20 protein-coding genes are annotated in these 22,350 nt (G+C 71.8%); 14 read left to right on the forward strand and 6 right to left on the reverse strand.

Annotation, left to right across the window (positions count from 1 at the left end; translation table 11 throughout):
- Positions 1-168: 168 nt before the first annotated feature.
- The 11 genes from ACZ6MA_RS13950 to ACZ6MA_RS14000 all read left to right on the forward strand — a co-directional run bounded on the left by ACZ6MA_RS13950 (position 169) and on the right by ACZ6MA_RS14000 (position 13,594).
- Complete coding sequence (locus tag ACZ6MA_RS13950) at positions 169-1,464, forward strand: DUF6716 putative glycosyltransferase (protein ID WP_469434097.1); 1,296 nt, start codon at positions 169-171, stop codon at positions 1,462-1,464.
- Between the two features lie 35 nt (positions 1,465-1,499).
- Positions 1,500-2,741, forward strand: a complete 1,242-nt coding sequence (locus tag ACZ6MA_RS13955) for a cytidylyltransferase domain-containing protein (RefSeq protein ID WP_469434099.1) — start codon at positions 1,500-1,502, stop codon at positions 2,739-2,741.
- A gap of 58 nt (positions 2,742-2,799) precedes the next feature.
- Positions 2,800-3,771 (forward strand): N-acetylneuraminate synthase family protein, encoded by a 972-nt coding sequence (locus tag ACZ6MA_RS13960; RefSeq protein WP_469433632.1) that lies wholly within the window; start codon positions 2,800-2,802, stop codon positions 3,769-3,771.
- Positions 3,772-3,896: 125 nt separating this feature from the next.
- Positions 3,897-5,015 carry a hypothetical protein gene (locus ACZ6MA_RS13965; RefSeq protein ID WP_469434100.1) on the forward strand — a complete coding sequence of 373 codons (1,119 nt, stop codon included), beginning with the start codon at positions 3,897-3,899 and terminating at the stop codon, positions 5,013-5,015.
- A 113-nt stretch (positions 5,016-5,128) separates the two neighbouring features.
- On the forward strand, positions 5,129-6,373 hold the full coding sequence (locus tag ACZ6MA_RS13970; protein ID WP_469434102.1) for an amidohydrolase: 1,245 nt from the start codon (positions 5,129-5,131) through the stop codon (positions 6,371-6,373).
- Between the two features lie 130 nt (positions 6,374-6,503).
- Positions 6,504-7,535 (forward strand): BMP family lipoprotein, encoded by a 1,032-nt coding sequence (locus ACZ6MA_RS13975; RefSeq protein WP_469433633.1) that lies wholly within the window; start codon positions 6,504-6,506, stop codon positions 7,533-7,535.
- 240 nt (positions 7,536-7,775) lie between these two features.
- Positions 7,776-9,401, forward strand: coding sequence for an ABC transporter ATP-binding protein (locus ACZ6MA_RS13980; protein WP_469434103.1), 1,626 nt, complete (start codon positions 7,776-7,778; stop codon positions 9,399-9,401).
- Positions 9,398-10,513 (forward strand): ABC transporter permease, encoded by a 1,116-nt coding sequence (locus ACZ6MA_RS13985; protein WP_469433634.1) that lies wholly within the window; start codon positions 9,398-9,400, stop codon positions 10,511-10,513. Before ACZ6MA_RS13980 ends, ACZ6MA_RS13985 begins: the two co-directional genes overlap by 4 nt.
- Positions 10,510-11,802, forward strand: a complete 1,293-nt coding sequence (locus ACZ6MA_RS13990) for an ABC transporter permease (RefSeq protein WP_469433635.1) — start codon at positions 10,510-10,512, stop codon at positions 11,800-11,802. The genes ACZ6MA_RS13985 and ACZ6MA_RS13990 overlap by 4 nt, the downstream gene beginning before the upstream one ends.
- Positions 11,799-12,215: a cytidine deaminase gene (locus ACZ6MA_RS13995; protein WP_469433636.1), complete on the forward strand. Its 417-nt coding sequence runs from the start codon at positions 11,799-11,801 to the stop codon at positions 12,213-12,215. Before ACZ6MA_RS13990 ends, ACZ6MA_RS13995 begins: the two co-directional genes overlap by 4 nt.
- 95 nt (positions 12,216-12,310) lie before the next feature.
- Positions 12,311-13,594: a thymidine phosphorylase gene (locus tag ACZ6MA_RS14000; protein ID WP_469433637.1), complete on the forward strand. Its 1,284-nt coding sequence runs from the start codon at positions 12,311-12,313 to the stop codon at positions 13,592-13,594.
- Between the two features lie 219 nt (positions 13,595-13,813).
- Here ACZ6MA_RS14000 and ACZ6MA_RS14005 read toward each other — a convergent pair whose 3' ends face one another.
- Positions 13,814-15,124 (reverse strand): MFS transporter, encoded by a 1,311-nt coding sequence (locus ACZ6MA_RS14005; RefSeq protein ID WP_469433638.1) that lies wholly within the window; start codon positions 15,122-15,124, stop codon positions 13,814-13,816.
- Positions 15,125-15,186: 62 nt separating this feature from the next.
- Between ACZ6MA_RS14005 and ACZ6MA_RS14010 the strand changes: the two genes are divergently transcribed.
- The gene (locus tag ACZ6MA_RS14010) at positions 15,187-16,197 is read left to right on the forward strand and encodes a LysR family transcriptional regulator (RefSeq protein WP_469433639.1); all 1,011 of its coding nucleotides are present in this window, start codon (positions 15,187-15,189) and stop codon (positions 16,195-16,197) included.
- A 78-nt stretch (positions 16,198-16,275) separates the two neighbouring features.
- On the opposite strand, the gene ACZ6MA_RS14015 is transcribed toward ACZ6MA_RS14010, so the two are convergent.
- Complete coding sequence (locus ACZ6MA_RS14015) at positions 16,276-17,043, reverse strand: alpha/beta hydrolase (RefSeq protein ID WP_469433640.1); 768 nt, start codon at positions 17,041-17,043, stop codon at positions 16,276-16,278.
- 103 nt (positions 17,044-17,146) lie between these two features.
- On the opposite strand from ACZ6MA_RS14015, the gene ACZ6MA_RS14020 reads away from it, so the two are divergent.
- Together ACZ6MA_RS14020 and ACZ6MA_RS14025 are read left to right on the forward strand one after the other, a co-directional pair.
- On the forward strand, positions 17,147-18,313 hold the full coding sequence (locus ACZ6MA_RS14020; protein WP_469433642.1) for an adenosine deaminase: 1,167 nt from the start codon (positions 17,147-17,149) through the stop codon (positions 18,311-18,313).
- A 137-nt stretch (positions 18,314-18,450) separates the two neighbouring features.
- Entirely contained in the window at positions 18,451-18,837 is a 387-nt protein-coding gene (locus ACZ6MA_RS14025; RefSeq protein ID WP_469433643.1) for an ATP-binding protein, read from the forward strand.
- 84 nt (positions 18,838-18,921) lie between these two features.
- Here the strand turns inward: ACZ6MA_RS14025 and ACZ6MA_RS14030 are convergent, their stop codons facing one another.
- The 4 genes from ACZ6MA_RS14030 to ACZ6MA_RS14045 all read right to left on the reverse strand — a co-directional run bounded on the left by ACZ6MA_RS14030 (position 18,922) and on the right by ACZ6MA_RS14045 (position 22,258).
- On the reverse strand, positions 18,922-19,131 hold the full coding sequence (locus ACZ6MA_RS14030) for a PspC domain-containing protein (protein WP_469433644.1): 210 nt from the start codon (positions 19,129-19,131) through the stop codon (positions 18,922-18,924).
- Positions 19,132-19,238: 107 nt separating this feature from the next.
- The gene (locus tag ACZ6MA_RS14035) at positions 19,239-19,793 is read right to left on the reverse strand and encodes a VanZ family protein (protein WP_469433645.1); all 555 of its coding nucleotides are present in this window, start codon (positions 19,791-19,793) and stop codon (positions 19,239-19,241) included.
- A 153-nt stretch (positions 19,794-19,946) separates the two neighbouring features.
- Positions 19,947-20,639 (reverse strand): hypothetical protein, encoded by a 693-nt coding sequence (locus ACZ6MA_RS14040; RefSeq protein WP_469433647.1) that lies wholly within the window; start codon positions 20,637-20,639, stop codon positions 19,947-19,949.
- 92 nt (positions 20,640-20,731) lie between these two features.
- Entirely contained in the window at positions 20,732-22,258 is a 1,527-nt protein-coding gene (locus tag ACZ6MA_RS14045) for an ATP-binding protein (protein WP_469434105.1), read from the reverse strand.
- Positions 22,259-22,350: the final 92 nt, after the last annotated feature.

Here is a 22,350-nt window from a genome sequence, read left to right on the forward strand (position 1 = left end):
GGTGAACGAAGAGCGGCGGATCGATGAACCCACCACGGCCGCCGCTCGCCGCGCCGTTCGGAGGCATGCTGTTTACCGGTTGTTGAACTCGCGTTGGGCAACGAATCGGAATGTATTCCTATCGTCTGCCGGGTGCCACAACGAACCGAATCCCCGCCGCGCGTCGCCGTGCTCGCCGATTCCGACACCCGGTGGAAATGGGGTGCCCTCACCGCGCGCCGCCTCGCCCCGGACGCCGCCCGGCTCGACGGCTATCTGCTGCGCGGCCGCGCCACGCCGACCGTCCGGCAGCTCGCCGAGGTCGGGGTGCGGGCGGACGCCCTGCGCGAGATCACGGGGACCGGCTTCGTCCGCACGATCGACCGCACGCGGTACGACATCACCGTGCTGGCCTGCGTCGGCGGCGCCGTCCAGGCCATGCTGCACGGGCTGGCCCGGGCCTGGGACGGCGCCCCGGCCCGGCCGGTCGTCGTCACCGGATACGTGGGCGTCGTCTACGAGAAGCTCGCCGACGGACTGCTGCTGCGGCACGGCGCGGACGTGGTGCTCGCCAACTCCCGCCACGACGCGTACCGGTTCCGCGCCGTCTACGCGGGCGTCGGCGCCTCGGGGGAGAGCGTCACGGAGTGCGCGCTGCCGTTCCTCGGCGGCGCGCGGTACCGGCCCGCCCCCGAAGGGGCCCGGGGCGCCGGCCGCCCCTACACCGTGGTGTTCGCCGCCCAGCCCTCCGTGCCCGACAACCGGGCCGACCGCACCTACCTGCTGCGCCGCACCGTCCGGCACGCCCTGCGGCACCCCGGCCGGGAGGTGCTCATCAAGCTGCGCAGCAAGCCCGGTGAACACACCACGCACATCGAGGAACTCCCGTACCAGAAGCTCGCGGCCGGACTGCCGGGCGGGCTGCCGCCCAACTGCCGTCTCGTCTACGGGCACATGGGCGAGGTCCTCGACCGCACCGACCTGCTGGTGACCGTCAGTTCCACGGCCGCCCTGGAGTCCCTCCACCGGGGCGTCCCGACCGCCGTCCTCACCGATCTCGGCATCCGCGAACCGCTCGGCAACCACCACTTCCTGGGCTCCGGCTGCCTCGCCTCCTGGGACCAACTCGACGCCGGACACCTGCCGGTGGCCGACCCGGCGTGGACGGCCCGCCAGGGCGTCGCCGCGGACGGCTCGTACGACACCGCCTTCGACGCGGCACGGCGGCGGGTCGCGGAACTCGTCGCGGCGGACACGCTGCCGCCGCTCGCCCCCTACTACACGACCGGGACCGCGCCCCACTACCTCCCCGCCGTCCTCGCCCGGCACGGCCTCGACCCCCGGGGGCGGCCGCTGCCCGGCGCCGTCCGGGAGCCCGGCGAGCCGGGCGCCGTGCGGCGCGCGGTGCGCGAGGCGGCGCGCGGCGCGTACCGCCACGGCGTCCAGCGCGTCGCCCCCGCCATCCGCCGGCTGGGGGAGCTGTGAGGACCGCGACACCCCGCGACCGCGAGGAGACCACCATGCCCGCCGCCCCGTCCGGCCCCGCCGTACTGGCCGTCATCCCCGCCCGCGGGGGCTCCAAGGGCGTCCCCGGCAAGAACCTCGCCGCCGTCGGCGGCGTCCCGCTCGTCGCCCGCGCCGTACGTGCCTGCCGGGCGGCCCGGCTGGTCACCGACGTCGCGGTGAGCACCGACGACCCCGCCATCGCGGCCACCGCGCGCGGCGCGGGCGCGGTCGTGGTCCGGCGCCCCGGCACCATCGCGGGCGACACCGCGACCAGCGAGGCGGCGGTGCTGCACGCGATGGACGCGTACGAGGCCGAGCACGGCACCACCGTCGGCACCGTCCTGCTCGTCCAGTGCACCAGCCCCTTCCTCACCGCCGAAGACATCGACGGCGTGGCCGCCGCGGTGCTCGAACAGGGCGCCGACAGCGCGTTGACGGTGGCCCCTTTCCACGGCTTCGTCTGGCGCGAGGGCGACGCCCTCCCGGCCGTGCCCGAGACCGCGTACGCCCAGGGCCCCGCCCGGCACGACGGGGCCCACGGGGTCAACCACGACCGATCCCACCGCCCCCGGCGCCAGGACCGCCCCCAGGACCTGCTGGAGACCGGCGCCGCCTACGCCATGCGCGCGGACGGCTTCCGCACCGCCCGGTACCGGTTCTTCGGCCGGACCGAACCCGTGAGGACCGATCCCGCGCGGGTGCTGGAGATCGACGACCCGCACGACCTCGCGCGGGCCCGCGCGCTCGCCCCGCTGTTCGACGTCCCCGGCCCCGGCACGCTGCCCACCCGGGACGACATCGACGCCGTCGTCCTCGACTTCGACGGCACCCAGACCGACGACCGGGTGCTCATCGACTCCGACGGGCGGGAACTCGTCGCCGTGCACCGCGGCGACGGCCTCGGGGTCGCCGCCCTGCGCACGGCGGGGCTGGCCCTGCTCATCCTGTCCACCGAGGTCAACCCCGTCGTCGCCGCGCGGGGCCGCAAACTGCGGGTGCCCGTGCTGCACGGCATCGACCGCAAGGACCTCGCGCTCAAACAGTGGTGCGCGGAGCACGCCGTCGCGCCCGAACGCGTGCTCTACGTCGGCAACGACGTCAACGACCTCCCCTGCTTCGACCTCGTCGGCTGGCCCGTGGCCGTCGCCGACGCACACGACGCCGTACGCGGCGCGGCCCGCGCCGTCACCTCCGCTCCCGGCGGCCGTGGCGCCGTCCGCGAGATCGCCTCCTGGCTCCTCGGCCCGGCCCTCTGACCGACCCCCGTCCCATCGCCCCCCGCACGCACCCGAAACGCGAAGGAACACGGCCTCCATGAGCCCCACGCTGCCCCCCAGCCACAACGCCAGCCACAACCCCAGCCGGAACACCCGCATCCTCGGTGACAAGGCGGTCGGTCCCGGCCACCCCGTCTACATCACCGGTGAGATCGGCATCAACCACAACGGCGACCTGGACAAGGCCCTCGCCCTCATCGACGCCGCCGCCGACGCCGGCTGCGACGCCGTCAAGTTCCAAAAGCGCACCCCCGAGATCTGCACCCCGCGTGACCAGTGGGACATCGAGCGCGACACCCCCTGGGGACGCATGACCTACATCGCGTACCGCCATCGCGTGGAGTTCGGCGAGGACGAGTACCACGCGATCGCCGAGCACTGCGAGCGCCGCGGCATCGCCTGGTTCGCCTCCCCGTGGGACACCGAGGCCGTGGCCTTCCTGGAGAAGTTCGACGTCCCCGCCCACAAGGTCGCCTCCGCGTCGCTCACCGACGACGAGCTGCTGCGCACCCTGCGCGCCACCGGCCGGACCGTCATCCTGTCCACCGGGATGTCCACCCCGCAGCAGATCCGGCACGCCGTCGAGGTGCTCGGCAGCGAGAACATCGTGCTCTGCCACGCCACCTCCACCTACCCCGCCAAGGCGGTGGAGCTGAACCTCCGGGTGGTCAACACCCTCCAGGCGGAGTACCCCAACGTGCCGATCGGCTACTCAGGCCACGAGACGGGCCTGCAGACCACGCTGGCCGCCGTCGCCCTCGGTGCCGCCTTCGTCGAGCGCCACATCACGCTCGACCGGGCGATGTGGGGCTCCGACCAGGCCGCCTCCGTCGAACCCGGCGGCCTCCAGCGGCTCGTGCGCGACATCCGGGTGGTCGAGGAGTCGCTGGGAGACGGGGTCAAGAAGGTGTACGAGAGCGAACTCGCGCCGATGCGGAAGCTGCGCCGGGTCACCGGCGTGGTCGCCGACGCCGCCGGGGCCGGTGACCGCAAGCCCGTAGCGGTCTGACGGCCACCACGGTGACCTCTTTCGACGGGCCGGTCCCCGGCCCACCCCCGGAGGCGGCCCCGGCCGCCCGGCCCGGCCGCTTCCGGGGCCGCGGGCCCGCCGCCGAGCGGGCCGCGGCGCGGACCCTGGCCTTCGTCGAGAGCCCGGTCCAGCTGCTGAACGTCCTCGAATGGGCGCACCGCACGGCGGGGGCACCGGCGGCGGGCCCCCGCCCGGACCCCCGTCCGCTGTGCGACGGCGTGCCGCGCCAGGGTGCCGGCCGGCCGGTGGCGGCGGCCGGGGACGACGGTCTGCTCGTCGTCGTCCTCGCCCCGCACGACCCCATGACGCGCGGGCAGTTGCGCCGAATGGCCGAACTGGCCCGCAACCAGGGGTACCGGGTCCGCTGGGAGGAGGCCCGGGGCGGCCCCGGGGCGCCCGCGCACACGATCGGGGGGCTCGCCGGGCCGCTGCGCAGGGCCCGCCGCGTCGTCATCGGCGATCCGTTCTCGCGGTATGTGCAACTGCTGCTGACGATCACCCGGGCCCGTGAGCTGGTCGTGGTGGACGACGGCACGGCGACCATGGAGTTCGTCTCCCAACTCGCTCGCGGTGAACGCCTCGTGCGCTGGCACCGGCGCGGTGGCCGGGGGGCGCGCGACGTCATATTCGCGCCTGTTTCTGCTTCCGCGCGCCGGAAGCTCACTCCGAACACCCGCCGAAGTGTCGAGGTGTTCACCTCGATGCCCGTCGAGGCACCCGCCGGAGTGACCGTCACGGCCAACGACTTCGCCTGGACCCGGGCCACATTCGGCCCGCCCCGGCTCACCCGGGGCACGGATCTGGTCGGAACGTCCCTCGTCGAGACCGGTGTCGTGGACGCCGAGGCCTATTTGGCGGCCGTCGCCGAGCTGGCCCGCACCCATGGCGCCACCCGCTACTTCGCACACCGCCGCGAGCACACCGACAAGCTGCACCGCATCGGCGCCCGGCTCGGTCTGGAGGTGGTACGGCCCGAACTGCCGCTGGAGCTGATCGCGCGCCGCGGGCCCATAGGACGCACGGTACTCAGCTTCCCCTCGACCGTGGTGCACACCCTGCCGCTCGCCCTCGCGGGCACCGGCGTCACCGTCGTGGTCTGCGACATCGACCCCGCCTGGCTCACCGAGACCGCCTCACCGCGCGCCGAGGGCTTCCTCTCCGGCGTCACCGACACGGCCCGCGCCGTGCGCAGGCTGCCTTATGCCCCTCTTTCAACGACGTAGGCCGTAAATACGGGTCATACCCCGTCGCGAACCCATCCATGCGGCTGAACTTTTCTTGATCGGGCGGCAGTTGCCCCATTCGGGGCTCTACCCTTCGCAGGGTGAACCATCTGATGCCTTGCGAAGCCGAGCCCGACACCGCCGAGAGCGATCTGCCCGGCGCGCTGCCCTCGGGGCTGCGCGCCGAACTCATCAACTTCCGGCGGGACTTGCATATGCACCCCGAACTGGGGAACCGCGAGTTCCGTACCACGGCGGCGGTCAAGGCGAGGCTGGAGAAAGCGGGGCTCAGGCCCCGCACCCTGACCATGGGCACCGGGCTCGTCTGCGACATCGGGCCGGACATCGACACCGGCACCGGGGCCTGGGCGGGGGCCGGCCGGCCGATGCTCGCGCTCCGCGCGGATCTCGACGCCCTGCCCATCCCGGACACCAAGACGGTCCCGTACCGCTCGACCGTCCCCAAGATGGCGCACGCCTGCGGGCACGACGTGCACACCACCGCCGTCCTCGGGGCCGGTCTGGTCCTCGCCGAGCTGGCGGAGCGGGCCCTGCTGCCGCGCCCGGTGCGGCTGATCTTCCAGCCCGCCGAGGAGGTGCTGCCCGGCGGCGCGCTCGACGCGATCGAGTTCGGGGCGCTGGACGGCGTGGGCCGGATCATCGCCGTGCACTGCGATCCCAAGGTCGAGGTCGGCCGGCTCGGGCTGCGGGCGGGGCCGATCACCTCCGCGTGCGACCGGCTGGAGGTCTCGCTGGACGGCCCCGGCGGGCACACCGCGCGCCCGCACTTCACCACCGACCTGGTCACGGCCGCCGCCAGGGTCGCCACCGACGTCCCCGCGCTGCTCGCCCGTCGGGTGGACGCCCGTTCGGGTCTGGCCGTCACCTGGGGCCGGCTGGAGGCGGGACACGCCTGCAACGTCATCCCGCAGCACGCGGAGCTGTCCGGGACGGTCCGCTGTCTGGACCTGGACGCCTGGCGGGACGCCCCCGACCTGGTGCACGCCGCGATCGACGAGGTCGCCACGATGCACCGCGCCAAGTCGGAGATCAACTACGTCCGGGGCGTGCCCCCCGTGGTCAACGACCCCGAGGTCACGGGGTTGCTGCGGCGCGCCATGGTGGCCCGGCACGGCGCCTTCGCGGTCGAGGACACCGAGCAGAGCCTGGGTGGCGAGGACTTCTCCTGGTACCTGGAGCGGGTGCCGGGCGCGATGGCCCGGCTCGGCGTGCGGCCCGTCGGTGATACGACCCGCCGTGACCTGCATTGCGGTGATTTCGACGTGGACGAGGACGCGATCCGGGTGGCCGTGGAACTGTTCACCGCCGCCGCGCTGCTTGATGGAGGCCGAATGTAGGCATTCGGGTCAAGTCACGTTCGCGACGATCCGATAACGGCTTTGAAGCACCCCTTTTATCTCCATCTACGCGCGTTACGATTCCCGCGAACCAGCGCCGACGGAGGCGCTTCGAGTGAAGGGGCCCCTCGTGCGCCGGGTATCCACAATCACTGTCGCGGGTTTTGCCACCGCGGCTCTCGCATTCTCTCTCACCGCCTGTGGCGAGTCCTCGACGGAATCGGGGGGCGGCAAGGACAAGGGCATCGGCCTCGCGTTCGACGTCGGCGGTCGTGACGACCACTCCTTCAACGAGTCCGCCGCCCGTGGTGTGGACAAGGCCCAGAAGGAGCTGGGCCTCGGCGCCCGGCTGCTGACCGCCAAGAACGGCGAGACCGAGGCCGAGCGCGAGCAGCGGCTGAACTCGCTCGCCGAGGCGGGTTACAACCCGGTCATCGGCGTGGGCTTCAACTACTCCAAGTCGATCGAAAAGGTCGCCAAGGACTTCCCGAAGACCACCTTCGCCGTCGTCGACTCGGTCGCCAAGGGCGACAACGTCGAGAGCATCACCTTCGGTGAGCACGAGGGTTCCTACCTCGCGGGTGTCGCCGCGGCGCTGAAGTCCAAGACCCACAAGGTCGGCTTCATCGGCGGTGTGAACAACGCACTGATCCAGAAGTTCCAGGCGGGCTTCGAGCAGGGCGCCAAGGCGACCGACCCGAAGGTCGAGGTCACCTCGCAGTACCTGTACCCGAACAACGACAAGGGCTTCAACGACCCGGCGGCCGCCAAGGACAAGGCCAAGGGCATGCTCGACTCGGACATCGACGTGATCTACACCGCGGCCGGCCTCTCCGGCAACGGCTCGATCGAGGCCGTCGCGGGCCACAAGGGTGCCTGGGCGATCGGCGTCGACTCCGACGCGTACCAGCAGCCGGGTCTCGCCAAGTACAAGGACTCGATCCTCACCTCGGTCGTCAAGAACGTCGACGTCGCGGTGTTCGACCTGGCCAAGAGCGTCAAGGACGGCAAGCCGCTGACCGGCCCGCACCCGTACCTGCTCAAGGACGGCGGCGTCTCGCTGGCCACCTCCGGTGGTCACATCGACGACCTCAAGGCCAAGATCGAAGAGGCGAAGAAGAAGATCTCGGACGGCACGGTCAAGGTCAAGACCTCTCCGTGATCCGTGACCGGTTTCGACCGGTCCGAGTAGGTCACGGGGCCCTGCGCGAGAAGTCCGCTTCTCGCGCGGGGCCCGCCGCTCTCCCCCGCGGCCACCGCCCCGGGGACGTGCCACCCGCCAACGCTACGCGCGTAGCGTGGCGTTGACGCGGTAGCGTCGCCCCCGCCCAACCGGAGATCTTCCGGTAGCCCCGTCCTGCCGACCAGGCTCTTCCGCTCCCTTCCCCGAGGAGAGTGCGCCATCAAAGCGTCCAGTAGTACCGCTCCCGCTGGTACCGCCCCCGCCGTAGAACTCGAGGGCATCACCAAGCGGTTCCCCGGTGTCGTGGCCAACCACGACATCCACCTGTCCGTCCGCCGCGGCACCGTCCACGCCCTCTGTGGTGAGAACGGCGCCGGCAAGTCGACCCTGATGAAGATCCTCTACGGCATGCAGAAGCCGGACGAGGGCACCATCACGCTCGACGGCGAGCAGGTCAGCCTGCACAGCCCCGGTGACGCCATCGCGCGCGGCATCGGCATGGTGCACCAGCACTTCATGCTCGCCGACTACCTCACCGTCCTGGAGAACGTGGTCCTCGGCGCCGAGAAGCTCCACGGCATCGGCGGCAAGGCCCGCGCGAAGATCAAGGAGATCTCCGACGCCTACGGCCTCGGCGTGCGTCCCGACGTCCTCGTCGAGGACCTCGGTGTCGCCGACCGCCAGCGCGTGGAGATCCTCAAGGTCCTCTACCGGGGTGCGCGCACGCTGATCCTCGACGAGCCGACCGCCGTCCTGGTGCCCCAGGAGGTCGACGCCCTGTTCGACAACCTGCGCGAGCTCAAGGCCGAGGGCCTGACCGTCATCTTCATCTCGCACAAGCTCGGCGAGGTGCTCTCCGTCGCCGACGACATCACCGTCATCCGGCGCGGCACCACCGTCGCCTCCGTGGCCCCGAGTGAGACGACGCCCAAGCAGCTCGCGGAGCTGATGGTCGGCAGCGAGCTGCCCTCGCCCGAGACCCGGGAGTCGACGGTCACCGACACGCCGATGCTCACCGTCGAGGGGCTGCGGCTGTCCGCCACCGACCCCGACGGCGTCGTCCGCGCGGTGCTCGACGGCATCACCTTCACCATCCACAAGGGCGAGGTCCTCGGCCTCGCGGGCGTGGAGGGCAACGGCCAGGCCGAACTGGTCGAGGCGATCATGGGCATGCGGACCCCGGGCGAGGGCGTCGTGACCCTCGACGGCACCGACATCACCCGGACGCCGACCCGCAAGCGCCGCGAGGACGGCATCGGTTACATCCCCGAGGACCGCCACCGGCACGGCCTGCTCCTTGAGGCCCCGCTGTGGGAGAACCGTATCCTCGGCCACGTCACGGAGAAGCCCAACAGCAAGGGCGGCCTCCTGGACAACAAGGCCGCCCGCGCCGACACCGAGCGGATCGTCCGCGAGTACGACGTGCGCACCCCCGGCATCGAGGTCACCGCGGCCTCCCTGTCCGGCGGCAACCAGCAGAAGCTGATCGTCGGCCGCGAGATGAGCCACCAGCCCAAGCTCCTCATCGCCGCGCACCCCACCCGGGGCGTGGACGTCGGCGCGCAGGCGCAGATCTGGGACCAGATCCGCGAGGCGCGCCGTGAGGGCCTGGCGGTGCTGCTGATCTCCGCCGACCTGGACGAGCTGATCGGGCTCTCCGACACCCTGCGGGTCATGTTCCGCGGCCGTCTGGTCGCGGACGCGGACCCGGCCACCATCACCCCGGAGGAGTTGGGCTCGGCCATGACCGGCGCCGCGACCGGCCATCTTGAGCACGGCGAGGACGGCGACACCGCCTCCGACGCCGCGGCGGACACCGAGCGGGAAGGGGGCGACTCCGCATGAGCGTCGTGAAGAAGTTCGACAAGGACAAGATCATCCTGGGCTTCGCCGCCCCGGTCCTCGCGATCGTGGCCGCGCTGATCATCACCTCGCTGATCATCGTGTCCACCGGCAAGGACCCGTTCCACGCCTACGAGGTCATGATCGACTTCGGTTCGAAGGCGGACAGCCAGGTCTGGATCATCAACAAGGCCACCCCGTACTACCTGTCCGCGCTGGCCGTCGCCATCGGCTTCCGGATGAACCTGTTCAACATCGGCGTCGACGGCCAGTACCGCATCGCGGCCTTCTTCGCCGCCGTGGTCGGTGGCGCGCTGACGCTGCCGGGCATCATCCAGATCCCGGTCATCATCCTCGTCGCGATGGTGGTGGGCGCCGTCTGGGCGGGCATCGCCGGTCTGCTGAAGACCACCCGCGGCGTCAGCGAGGTGATCAGCACGATCATGCTGAACGCCATCGGCGCCTCGGTGATCGGCTACCTCCTCCAGGACGGCCGGCTCGCGGACAAGGAGGGCAACCTGATCCACACGCCCTACCTGCCCGACTCGGCCCACTTCTTCGAGATCCCGACCACGCCCAAGCCGATCTACGGTTTCGTCGTGATCGCGGCCCTCGCCGGTGTCGTCTACTGGTTCGTCCTGAACCGCTCCCGGTTCGGCTTCGACCTGCGGACGGTCGGCCGCTCCGAGTCGGCGGCGCAGGCCAGCGGCGTCAACGTCAAGCGCATGGTGATCACCTCGATGGTGCTCTCCGGTGCGATGGCGGGCCTCGTCGGCATGCCGACCCTGCTCGGCGTGTCGTACAACTACGGCACCGACTTCCCCACCGGCATCGGCTTCACCGGCATCGCCATCGCGCTGCTGGGCCGTAACCACCCCATCGGCATGGCGCTCGGCGCCCTGCTGTGGGGCTTCCTGGACCGCACCGGCACGCAGCTCGAGTTCGAGGGCTACGCGCAGGAGGTCGTCGGCGTGATCCAGGGCGTCATCGTGCTGTGCGTCGTCATCGCGTACGAGGTCGTACGCCGGTACGGCCTCAAGACGCAGCAGCGCAAGGTCGGCGAGGAGCTCGCCGCCCAGGCCCGTAAGAGCGACAAGGCGGAGGTTTCCGCGTGAGTACGACTTTCACCGCGGCCCTTGCCAAGGGCCTCAGCGGTAAGAACAAGCGGGACAACGGCGGGCGCAAGCTCTCCTACCCCGTGATCCTGCTGCTCGTCGCGGGCGCGCTGCTGGTGCTCTCCGCCCTGCGCGCGATCACCGACGCGGGCGACCTGACCTCCTCCGGGCAGTTCAGCGGCGCCCTCGGCGCGGCCGTGCCGATCGGACTCGCGGGTCTCGGCGGCCTGTGGGCCGAACGCGCCGGCGTCGTCAACATCGGCCTCGAAGGCATGATGATGCTCGGCACCTTCTGTGCCGGGTGGATGGGCTGGCAGCACGGCCCCTGGATCGCGGCCCTCGCCGGCATCATCGGCGGCGCCATCGGCGGCCTCGTCCACGCGCTGGCCACCGTCACCTTCGGCGTCGACCACATCATCTCCGGTGTGGCGATCAACATCCTGGCGCTCGGTGTCACCCAGTACCTCGCCAAGCTCTGGTTCGGCGCGGAGGGCAGCGAGGCCCAGCAGGCGGGCGGCAACGACAAACAGTCGCCGGTCATGGAGAACATGCCGCAGTTCTCGATCCCCGGTCTCTCCGACTGGCTGAACTCGATCGAGAAGCACCACTGGTTCCTCGTCTCCGACCTCGCGGGCATCGTCGACGGCCTCGTCTCCGACGTGTCCTGGCTGACGATCCTCGCGGCCGGCCTGTTCGTCGTCACGTTCTTCGTGCTGTGGCGCTCCTCCTTCGGTCTGCGCCTGCGGTCCTGCGGCGAGAGCCCGGTGGCGGCCGAGTCCCTCGGCGTCAACGTCTACACGTACAAGTACGCGGCCGTGATCGTCTCCGGCGGACTCGCGGGCCTCGGTGGCGCGTTCCTCGCCATCGGCACCCACATGTACTCCGACGGCCAGACCGGCGGCCGCGGCTACATCGGTCTCGCCACGATGATCTCCGGCAACTGGCGGCCCGGCGGGGTCGCGATGAGCGCGGGCCTGTTCGGCTTCATGGACAGCCTCCAGCTGCGCTCCGGCGGCCCGACCGTCCACGCGCTGCTGCTGCTCGTCGCGGTGCTGCTGATCGGCTTCGCCGTCTGGCGCCTGCGGGCCGGCAAGACCAGGCCCGCGATCGTCAGCGCGGTCATCGGTGTGCTGCTCATCGTCTGGTACACGATGACCAAGACCGTGCCGCTGGAGCTGGTCGACGCCACCCCGTACGTGGCGACACTGCTCGTACTGTCCTTCTCCGCGCAACGGCTGCGGATGCCCAAGGCCAACGGCAAGCCGTACCGGAAGGGTGAAGGAAAGTGACGCTTCCCCCCGACGGCCCGCCCGACGCCGTCGACTGGGAGAGCCTGCGGACGCGGGCCCGGGACGCCATGTCCCGGGCCTACGCCCCCTACTCCGGTTTCCCCGTCGGCTCGGCGGCCCTCGTCGACGACGGGCGCACCGTCACCGGCTGCAACGTGGAGAACGCCGCCTACGGGGTGACGCTCTGCGCCGAGTGCGGCATGATCTCCGCCCTCATCTCCTCGGGCGGCGGCAAGCTCACCGCGTTCACCTGCTGCGACCGGCACGGCAACATCCTCATGCCGTGCGGCCGCTGCCGTCAGCTGCTGTGGGAGCACGGCGGCCCGGAGCTGGCCGTGGACACCGCCCAGGGCATCCGCCCGCTGGCGGAGCTGCTGCCGGACGCGTTTGGGCCGCTCGACCTGAATCGTTGAAGATGTCCTTAAGCGCCGGACGGGCTGATGATCAGCCCGTCCGGGTCACTTTCCGGCCCCGGGAAGACTGAGGACGCACGAACCTTAAGGAAAATGTGCTGATGGACGCCATTTCCGTAATCCGCACCAAGCGTGACCGCGGCCGTCTGACGGACGCGCAGATCGACTGGGTCATCGACGCGTACACCCGTGGCGAGGTCGCCGACGAACAGATGTCCTCGCTCGCGATGGCGATCCTGCTCAACGGCATGGACCGTGCGGAGATCGCCCGCTGGACCGCCGCGATGATCAAGTCGGGCGAGCGCATGGACTTCTCCTCGCTGCCCGTGCCGACCTCCGACAAGCACTCCACCGGCGGCGTCGGCGACAAGATCACCCTGCCGCTGGCCCCGCTCGTCGCCGCCTGCGGCGCGGCCGTGCCGCAGCTTTCCGGCCGCGGCCTCGGCCACACCGGTGGCACGCTCGACAAGCTGGAGTCCATCCCCGGCTGGCGGGCACTGCTCTCCAACGACGAGATGATGGACGTCCTGCGCAATGTCGGCTCCGTCATCTGCGCGGCGGGCGACGGTCTGGCCCCCGCCGACAAGAAGCTCTACGCGCTGCGCGATGTGACCGGCACGGTCGAGGCGATCCCGCTGATCGCGTCGTCCATCATGTCGAAGAAGATCGCCGAGGGCACGGGCTCGCTCGTCCTGGACGTCAAGGTCGGCTCCGGCGCCTTCATGAAGAACCTCGCCGACGCCCGTGAGCTGGCCTCCACGATGGTCGGCCTGGGCACGGACCACGGGGTGAAGACCGTGGCGCTGCTCACCGACATGTCGACCCCGCTCGGTCTGACCGCGGGCAACGCGCTCGAGGTCCGCGAGTCCGTCGAGGTCCTCGCGGGCGGCGGCCCGGCCGACGTCGTCGAGCTGACCATCGCGCTGGCCCGCGAGATGCTCACCGCGGCGGGTCTGCCCGACGCCGACCCGGCCAAGGCCCTCGCGGACGGCTCCGCGATGGACCACTGGCGCCGCATGATCATCGCGCAGGGCGGCGACCCGGACGCGGCCCTGCCGGTCGCCCGTGAGCAGCACGTCGTGACCGCCGCCGAGTCCGGTGTCCTCACCAAGCTCGACGCCTACGCCGTCGGCGTCTCCGCCTGGCGCCTGGGCGCCGGCCGTGCGCGCAAGGAGGACCCGGTCCAGTTCGGCGCGGGCATCGAGCTGCACGCCAAGCCGGGCGACACGGTGACGGCGGGCCAGCCGCTGATGACCCTGCACACCGACACGCCGGAGAAGTTCGACTACGCCCTCCAGGCGCTGGACGGCGCCGCGGCGTATGCCGCGGCCGGTACGGAGTTCACTCCGAACCCGATCGTGCTGGATCGCATCAGCTGAGACCGGGCCGTCTTTGCCGCCGTTCGCCTGGCCGGCGGATGCTCGGCTGACGGCCGGTTTTGCCGCCTGCGGCGGCGGGCGCCCTGCGGGCGCGTCCTCAATCGCCGGACGGGCTTGCTGTGCCCTGTCCTCAATCGCCGGACGGGCTTCAAGCCCGTCCGGCGATTGAGGACGACCGCCGCGCAGCGGTGGAGCAAGCCGTCGGCCAGGCGCCAGGCGTCAGCGGCGGGCCGCCGCGATCAGGCGCTGCTCGGCGAGAGCCTTGCGCGTGGCATAGAGGGTGATGGACGCCGCGCTGACCATGGCCACCAGACCCAGCACCACCGTGCCGTCCCAGCCGCCCCAGTTGTAGGCGAGAGCCCCCATCGTGCCGCCCAGCGAGCTGCCCAGGTAGTACGCCGTCTGATAGAGGGCCGACGCCTGCGCCCGGCCCGTTGTGGCCGCGCGGCTCACGGAGGACGAGGCCACCGCGTGGCCCGCGAAGAATCCCGCCGTGATGAGGACCAGGCCGAGCAGAACGGCCCCCAGCGACTGGGCCAGCGTCAGCAGCAGGCCGGACGTCGTCGTGCCCACCGCCAGATACAGCGCGCCCCGCCGGCCCAGCCGGCCGACGAGCTTTCCGGCCGCCGCCGAGGAGACGGTGCCGACCAGGTAGACCAGGAAGATCGAGCCGACGACACCCTGCGGCAGCGAGAACGGCGCCTCGACCAGGCGGTAGCCGATGACCGTGTAGACCGCGCCGAAGACGGTCATGAACAGCGCGCCGATCGCGTACAGCCGGCGCAGCAGCGGGTCGGAGAGGTGGCCGCCGACCGTGCGGGCCAGGGCGCGCGGCGAGACGGTGGCCGGCGTGAAGTGCCGGGCCTTCGGGATCAGCAGCCGGAAGACGACCGCGCACACCATGGCCATCAGTCCGACCGCGGCGAGCCCGGCCCGCCAGCCCCAGGCCTGGGCGACCCAGCCGGTGACGATCCGCCCGGACATCCCGCCGATGGCGTTGCCCGCGACGAACAGACCGATCGCGCCGACCAGCGCCTTCGGCCGTACCTCCTCCGCCAGGAACGCCATCGCCGAGGCGGGCAGCCCGGCCAGGGCCACGCCCTGTACGGCGCGCAGCGCGATCAGCCAGCCGAGGTCCGGGGCGAAGGGCACGAGCAGCGACACGAACGCGGCCACACAGAGCGCGGCCGTCATCATCGCGCGGCGCCCGATGCGCTCGGAGAGTGCGCTCAGCGGGACGACGGCGACGGCGAGCGCGCCCGTCGCGGCGGACACGGTCCAGCTCGCCTGATCGGGCGTCACCCCGAGGCCGGCGGAGATCGCGGGCAGCAGGGCCTGGGTGGAGTAGAGAAGGGCGAACGTGGCGACACCGGCGGCGAAGAGCGCGAAGCTCATCCGGCGGTAGCCCGGCCCACCGGGGGCCAGCTTGGTGTCACACGGCGAGGAGTGAGCAGAAGGAGTCGGGAACGACGAGGCAGCGGCATCCGGACGCGCGATGACGTCGGATGCCCCGGTATCCGCAGGAGGCATGTACCGACCGTATGCACGCACCGTTCATGCGTCCAATGCACAACATCGCCATAATCGTTCCCATGCAGCATCAGCGCAGGTCAGCCCGGCCTCGGTCATCGAACGGCAACACGAGTGTCACCCGGAATTTTGACATCCCGGTAACGCCCGACACCCCTGACGTCGAGGTGGATTCCTGGGCGGTCACCCTCACCCCGCGCCTCGCGCAGTTCGTGGCGGTCGCCCGCCACGAACACGTCACCCGGGCCGCGCAGCAGCTCGGCATGCCGCAGTCGACCCTCAGCCGGGCGATGGCCCGCCTCGAACACGACCTGGGTGTCGCGCTGTTCGCCCGCCACGGCCGCACGGTTTCCCTCACCGCCGCCGGCCGCGCCTTCCTCGGCTCCGTCGAGCGCGCCCTGTCGGAGGTCGACCGCGCGGCCGAGTCCGTACGGGCCGACGCGGACCCGGCGGCCGGCAAGGTCGCCTTCGGTTTCCTGCACACCCTCGGCTCCGAGACCGTCCCCGGCCTGATCCGCGCCTTCCGGGTCGACCACCCGCGCGTGCGGTTCCACCTCGTCCAGAACTACGGGGAAGCCATGCTGGAACGCCTGCGCACCGGCGACCTCGATCTGTGCCTGACCTCGCCCGTGCCCGACGAACCGGATTTGGTGGCCCGGCGGCTCGACGAGCAGAAGCTGCGCCTCGTCGTGCCGGACGACCATCCGCTGGCCGCCCGCAAACGGATCCGGCTCGCGGAGGCGGCCGGCGAACTGTTCGTCACGCTCCAGCCGGGGTACGGGCTGCGGCGCATCACCGACGCGCTGTGCGCGGAGGCCGGGTTCACCCCGAAGGTGGCGTTCGAGGGCGAGGACCCCGAGACCTTGCGCGGCCTGGTCGCCGCGGGCCTGGGCGTGGGCCTGCTGCCACCACCGGCCGTGCCGCGCCCGGGAGTCGCCGAACTGGCGGTCACCGCGCCGCGAGCGGTGCGGGAGATCGGCGTCGCCTGGCTGGACGGCCACCCCGACACCCCACCGGTCGCCGCCTTCAAACGCTTCCTGCTCTCCAGGAGGGGCCAGCTCTTGCCCCGTTAGAGCTCGCTATAACCAGCCCGTCCGGCGTTTGAGGACACCGCCGCGCAGCGGTGGTGCGGACACGTCCGCCGGACACGCCTAATGCCCCAAGGACTCCCCGAAGCCGGAGGCAAGCGGCATGCGCAACCCCAACGGCGGCGGCGCCGCCAACGCGTCCGCCAGCGGCCGTGCGTAAGGGTGTCCGAACAGCGCGCCCCGTACGAAGTCTGCCGCCAGGGCCAGCACTTCGGGCCGGTGCTGGCGCAGGCCGTGGCCGTCGGAGTGGACCTCGAACCGGCAGGTGTCGCGGTTGACCTTCTTGGCCCGCTCGGCGAGCCGGTAGGAGAGGTCGGGGTCGGTCCGCTCGTCGTCGGTGCCGTGCACGAGCAGCACCGTCCGGCCCGTGAGCTGCCGGACGGGGTCGGGGTCGAGGACCGCCTCGGGCTCGGGCAGCCAGGGGGAGAGGGCCAGTACCGAGGTCACCGCCGGGTGCCCGGCGGCGCTCAGCGCGGCGCGCGCCCCCATGCCCGTGCCGACGAGGACGACCGGTACGTCGCCGTAGCGCCGTATGACCTCGTCGACGGCCCATTCCGTGTCCCGCACCGGGTGGGCCGCGGTGCCGTTCCAGCCGCGGTAGCGGTAACGGACGACATGGGTGACCAGTCCCTCCGCCCCGGCCGCCCGCGTCAGCCGGCGGGCCAGCGGGCGCTGCGCGGCCAGCGTCAGGAGGGCGGGGGGCCGGGTTCCGGCGGCCCGGCCGCCGGGGAGCAGGAGGGCCACACCGTGCACGGTGTGCCCGGCACCGAGCGGTTTTCCGAGGCGGACCGTTCTTTCCGGGTCCCGCTGCGGCAACGCTTGCTGAGCCATGGCAGAAACGATGTCAGAAGGCCCGCTGGAGTCCACCCCGCCGACGGGTCACCTTTCCGTATCGTTCGGAGATATCTACGCGCGTAGGGGCTAGAGTGCCGAGATGACGAGCGAGACCACCTCACAGCCCACCCCCGATCAGATCCGGCGCGCGCCCAAGGTGCTGCTCCACGACCACCTGGACGGCGGCCTGCGCCCCGGCACCGTCGTCGATCTCGCCCGCGAGATCGGCTACACCGGCCTCCCCGAGACCGACCCGGACAAGCTGGGCGTCTGGTTCCGCGAGGCGGCCGACTCCGGTTCGCTGGAGCGCTATCTGGAGACGTTCGCGCACACCTGTGCCGTCATGCAGACCCGCGAGGCCCTGGTCCGGGTGGCCGCCGAGTGCGCCGAGGACCTGGCCGAGGACGGTGTCGTCTACGCCGAGGTGCGCTACGCCCCCGAGCAGCACCTGGAGCGCGGACTCACCCTCGAAGAGGTCGTCGAGGCCGTGAACGAGGGCTTCCGCGAGGGCGAGCGCCGTGCCAAGGCGGCCGGCCACCGCATCCGCGTCGGCGCGCTGCTCACCGCGATGCGGCACGCCGCCCGCGCGCTGGAGATCGCCGAACTCGCCAACCGCTACCGCGACAGCGGTGTGGCCGGCTTCGACATCGCGGGCGCGGAGGCGGGCTTCCCGCCCACCCGCCACCTGGACGCGTTCGAGTACCTCAAGCGCGAGAACAACCACTTCACGATCCACGCGGGCGAGGCCTTCGGCCTGCCGTCCATCTGGCAGGCCCTGCAGTGGTGCGGTGCCGACCGGCTCGGCCACGGTGTGCGCATCATCGACGACATCCAGGTCGCCGAGGACGGCTCGGTCACCCTGGGCCGACTGGCGTCGTACGTGCGGGACAAGCGCATCCCGCTGGAGATGTGCCCGACCTCCAACCTCCAGACCGCCGCCGCGAGCTCGTACGAGGACCACCCGATCGGTCTGCTGCGAAAGCTGCATTTCCGACTGACGGTGAATACGGATAATCGTCTGATGAGCGGCACGAGCATGAGTGTCGAATTCGAGCACCTGGTGAAGGCGTTCGGCTATTCCCTCGACGACATGCAGTGGTTCACCGTCAACGCGATGAAGTCCGCGTTCATCCCATTCGATGAACGTCTGGCCATGATCAATGACGTGATCAAGCCGGGTTACGCGGAGCTGCGTTCGGAGTGGCTGTTCCGCCAGACGGTCGCCGAGACCGCTGTGACCAGCACTTCCGGCACCACCGAAGGCTGACGGCCCGTCAGCGACGAATGCGATGAATACGGCCGGGACTTCAACGTCCCGGCCGTGTCATTGTTTGCGGGCCCCCTGAACTCGTGACTAGGTTGCAGTGCCGCTCAAAATCCCCCCGTCACGAGGACAGATTTCTGATGAAGCAGGGAACCATCAAGACGCTCGGCGTCGCCGTCGTCGGTGCCGCCTTCGCCGTTACGGCGGCGGGCACCGCTTCCGCGGTCGGCAACCCCGGCACTCTCGAGTCGGTCAGCACCACCGCCCAGGGCGCCACGCAGGGCCTCCCCATCGAGCAGGTGGCGAACCTGGCCCCGGCCGGCGGCCCCGTCGTCGCCACCACCAACCGCGCCATCGCCTCGGGCGCCGTGACCCAGGCCGCCAAGGCTCTCGACACCGCGCTCGCCCCGCAGGTCCTGCCGACCGACACCAAGGGCAACGGCGGCCTGCTCGGTGGTCTGCAGCCCGGCGCCCTCACCAGCAACCTGCCCACCAAGGGCCTGCCGGTCGGCGGCCTCGGCGGCTGACGTCCCCGACGACGCACGGCGGGCCGCGCACCCAGTAAAGGGGTGCGCGGCCCGCCGCATAGGTGTGACGCGGTGGCCGCCGGATCACCAGGCGGTGGCCGTGCCGTGGGCCTTCTCGCTCGGCAGCAGCAGCCACAGGGCCAGGTACAGCACGAACTGGGGCCCGGGCAGCAGACACGAGACCAGGAAGATCACCCGCATCGTCGTGCGGGAGGTGCCGAAGCGCTGGGCCAGACCCGCGCAGACACCGGCGATCATCCTGTTGTTCCGGGGGCGGACCAGCGGAGCGGACATGGTGGCGACTCCTCGTCGTCGGTGCGGCGACCCGGGTGAGGCGGTGCCGCGGGAGGTGTTTCCCTGATGACTCCACGCTACGACCGCGCACCGGGCAAAGCATCGCTCTAAGGGGCGATACCGACCCTGGGGATCGTCGGGGTCATACCCTGAGTCACCTCGTCCCGCCGGAGGGCTTTGCGGGGTCGCGCCGCACCCCCGCGACGGAGCCGGGCCCGGACGGCCGGGACGACCGCCAGATGCGCCAGCGCCACGCCCGTGACGTTCAGGAACAACGCGTCCGCGTTCAGCACCTGGCCCACGACACCGCTCTGCACCACCTGGAGCAGCAGCGCGACCATCGCGCTGGTGAACACCGTGCGGGTCAGCGACCCCAGCGACGACACCGCCAGCCGGCCGCGGGCCCACGGCAGCAGCACGCCCAGCGGCGCGAACGTCAGCACCATCGTGCCGATCGCCCGGGCCGCGTCCCACGGCGCCAGGGCCAGGTCGGCACGGATGGTGGCCAGCGGCTCGACCTGCGCGGCGGTCACCCACGGCGCGGTCAGCGGGCGCAGGGCCAGCCAGCCGACGACGAGAAGGTGGACGGCCAGAAGGCCGCGCCCCGCGACGCGGTAGCGGTATCGGAGGGCGGTCGTACCGCCGTAACCATGACCCTGCACGCCCCACAGGACGCGGCGCGCGCCCCGCGCGGTTCCGCCGGTCGGCAACGGAGCGTCAACGCCCGTGGCGTCCGCACCGCCACTGCACGGCGGTGTCCTCAAGCGCCGGACGGGCTGTTGCTGTTTCCTCAAGCGCCGGACGGGCTCGAACTCTCAGACGGCGGTGCCCCGCACGGTCTCCGGCCGGGTGCGGACCTCGTCGGTACAGGCGTAGCGCCGGGGCGCCTCGTCACCCGGCCCGCCGAGGACGACCGCGCCCTTGCCCCCGGTCGCGGCGGTGCCCGCGTACGTGCACACCAGCTGTGCCACCGCGAGCGGCGGCAGCTCCTCCGGCGCGCGGCTCAGCCGCAGCGTCCCGGCCGGATCGTCCTTGCGCGGCCCGCTGACGGACAGCCGCAGCGGGACGTCCGTGGAGAACCCGGCGTCGGCCTCGGTGGCCGAGGGGGCCCGCCGCAGCTCCTCCAAAAGGGCCTGGGCGGCCGGCAGGGCGTCCTCCGGCGCGCTCCCGGTCAGCACCATGACCCGGGGCACCGGCAGCAGCTGCGAGCCGCATACCAGCTGCACGGACATCGCGGCACTGCCCGCGGGCGGCAGGCTCCGCGCACCGGAACGCACGACGCACGTCGCCCGTGAGGGGGCGCTGCCGGCGTCCACCGGCACCGCCGTGCCCCGGATCCCGCACCCGGCCAGGGCGGCCGACGCGAGCACCAGGGCGAGGGCCCGCCCCCGGCCGGGGCCGGAAAGCAGCGCCGTACGCCCGGAGGGCGTGGCCCGGGGCGTCTGGTGCGTGCGATCGCAAGGCGGAGCGTCGCCCTCGTACTGGACGCACTTGGGCGATCCCGACAACGCGGCGAGGGCGCGTGCCAGGCGTCCTGGGCCAGACGGGACTTTCCGGTCACCGCCCAGGGCCCGGGCTCGGTTCCTCGCGGTCACGGTCCTCATCGCGCGTTCCCCTCAGCCGTACCCGGCGCCGTGCCGTTGCCGTCGCCGTCCGCCCCGCCGTCGTCCCCGCCCTCGGGCTCACTCCCCGTGGCGGTGCCCCGGGGGAGGGTGAGGGTGAAGACCGCGCCGCCGTCGGGCGAGTTGGCGGCGGTGATCTCGCCGCCGTGGATGTGGGCGTTCTCCAGGGCGATCGACAGCCCCAGACCGCTGCCCTCGGAGCGCGGGCGGGACGCGCTCGCCTTGTAGAAGCGGTCGAAGACGTGCGGCAGGACGTCCTCGGGGATGCCGGGGCCGTGGTCGCGCACCTCGATCACCAGGGAGTCGTCCGCCGTTCGCACGGCCACCCGCACCGGCGAGCCGCCGTGCTTGAGGGCGTTGCCGATGAGGTTGGCGAGGATCACGTCCAGGCGGCGCGGGTCGAGCAGCGCCATGATGCCGCGCTCGGCGTCCAGCTCGACCGCGTCCAGCCAGGCCCGGGCGTCGATGCAGGCGGTGACCTGGTCCGCCACGTCCACGTCGTCCAGGACCAGCCGGGCCGTACCCGCGTCGAAGCGGGTGACCTCCATCAGGTTCTCCACCAGGTCGTTCAGCCGCCGGGTCTCGCTCACCACGAGCTGCACCGCGGGCGCGATCATCGGGTCGAGGTTCTCCGCCTCGTCCTCCAGCACCTCGGTCACCGCGGTGATCGCCGTGAGCGGGGTCCGCAGCTCGTGCGACATGTCGGCGACGAAGCGCCGGCTCGCCGCCTCCCGGGCGCTCAGCTCCTCGACGCGCTTCTCCAGCGACTCGGCCGTCCTGTTGAACGTCCGCGACAGATCGGCCAGCTCGTCGGTGCCCGACACCTGGAGCCGGGTGTCCAGCTTCCCCTCGCCGAGCCGTCGTGCCGCGTCGCCGAGCCGCTGCACGGGCCGCAGCACCGTCGAGGCGGCGGCCTGGGCGAGCAGGGCCGAGCCGATCAGGGCGAGACCGGTGGCGATGCCCAGCGACCAGGCGAGAGAGTTGAGGTCCGCCCGCTCGTTGTCCAGGGACTTCAGCAGATAGCCGGTGGGGCCGCCGCCGATGACCTTCGCGCCGCCGACGAGATACGGCTTGCCGTCGAGCGTGATCCGCTGCCAGTACAGGTGGTACGGGTAACGGTTCGACTCGGTGACCGGCCGCTCGCGGTTCACGGCCTTGCGCAGCGACTCCGGCACGACCTCGAGCGCGAACAGGTCCCGGTCCGAGGGCGCCGCGCAACTGCCGCCGCCGGTGACCTTGTCGATCAGCAGCACCTCGTACTTCTGCGAGGTGGCGGCCATCCGGTCCGCGGCCTCCTGCAGTTCGGGGCAGGTCGGGGTCAGCGGCAGGGAACCCGTGTTGTCCTGGAGGGACTTGCGGAAGTCGTCCAGGGCGGCGTTCTGGGTGCGGGTGAGGACCGCGTCGCGGTTGAGCCAGTACGCGATGGCGGACGCGGACACCGCCGCGGCCAGCGCGACCAGCGCGAAGACGAGCATCAGCCGCAGCCGCAGGCTCACCCACCGCATGCTGAGCTGCACGACCCGCTTCGTCGCCGCCCAGCCCCGTACCCGACCGGGCTCTTGATTCACGGTGCGCTCTCTGTGCTGTTGTGACGGGC

The sequence above is a fragment of the Streptomyces sp. NPDC042259 genome, from assembly GCF_055582085.1.

Excerpts from the sequence above, each read along its gene's own strand:
- ACZ6MA_RS13955 (WP_469434099.1), top strand. The coding sequence starts at position 1,500 with ATGCCCGCCGCCCCGTCCGGCCCCGCCGTACTGGCCGTCATCCCCGCC.
- ACZ6MA_RS13960 (WP_469433632.1), top strand. The coding sequence starts at position 2,800 with ATGAGCCCCACGCTGCCCCCCAGCCACAACGCCAGCCACAACCCCAGC.
- ACZ6MA_RS13970 (WP_469434102.1), top strand. The coding sequence starts at position 5,129 with ATGCCTTGCGAAGCCGAGCCCGACACCGCCGAGAGCGATCTGCCCGGC.
- ACZ6MA_RS13985 (WP_469433634.1), top strand. The coding sequence starts at position 9,398 with ATGAGCGTCGTGAAGAAGTTCGACAAGGACAAGATCATCCTGGGCTTC.
- ACZ6MA_RS14005 (WP_469433638.1), bottom strand. The coding sequence starts at position 15,124 with ATGCCTCCTGCGGATACCGGGGCATCCGACGTCATCGCGCGTCCGGAT.
- ACZ6MA_RS14010 (WP_469433639.1), top strand. The coding sequence starts at position 15,187 with ATGCAGCATCAGCGCAGGTCAGCCCGGCCTCGGTCATCGAACGGCAAC.
- ACZ6MA_RS14015 (WP_469433640.1), bottom strand. The coding sequence starts at position 17,043 with ATGGCTCAGCAAGCGTTGCCGCAGCGGGACCCGGAAAGAACGGTCCGC.
- ACZ6MA_RS14020 (WP_469433642.1), top strand. The coding sequence starts at position 17,147 with ATGACGAGCGAGACCACCTCACAGCCCACCCCCGATCAGATCCGGCGC.
- ACZ6MA_RS14025 (WP_469433643.1), top strand. The coding sequence starts at position 18,451 with ATGAAGCAGGGAACCATCAAGACGCTCGGCGTCGCCGTCGTCGGTGCC.
- ACZ6MA_RS14030 (WP_469433644.1), bottom strand. The coding sequence starts at position 19,131 with ATGTCCGCTCCGCTGGTCCGCCCCCGGAACAACAGGATGATCGCCGGT.
- ACZ6MA_RS14045 (WP_469434105.1), bottom strand. The coding sequence starts at position 22,258 with ATGCGGTGGGTGAGCCTGCGGCTGCGGCTGATGCTCGTCTTCGCGCTG.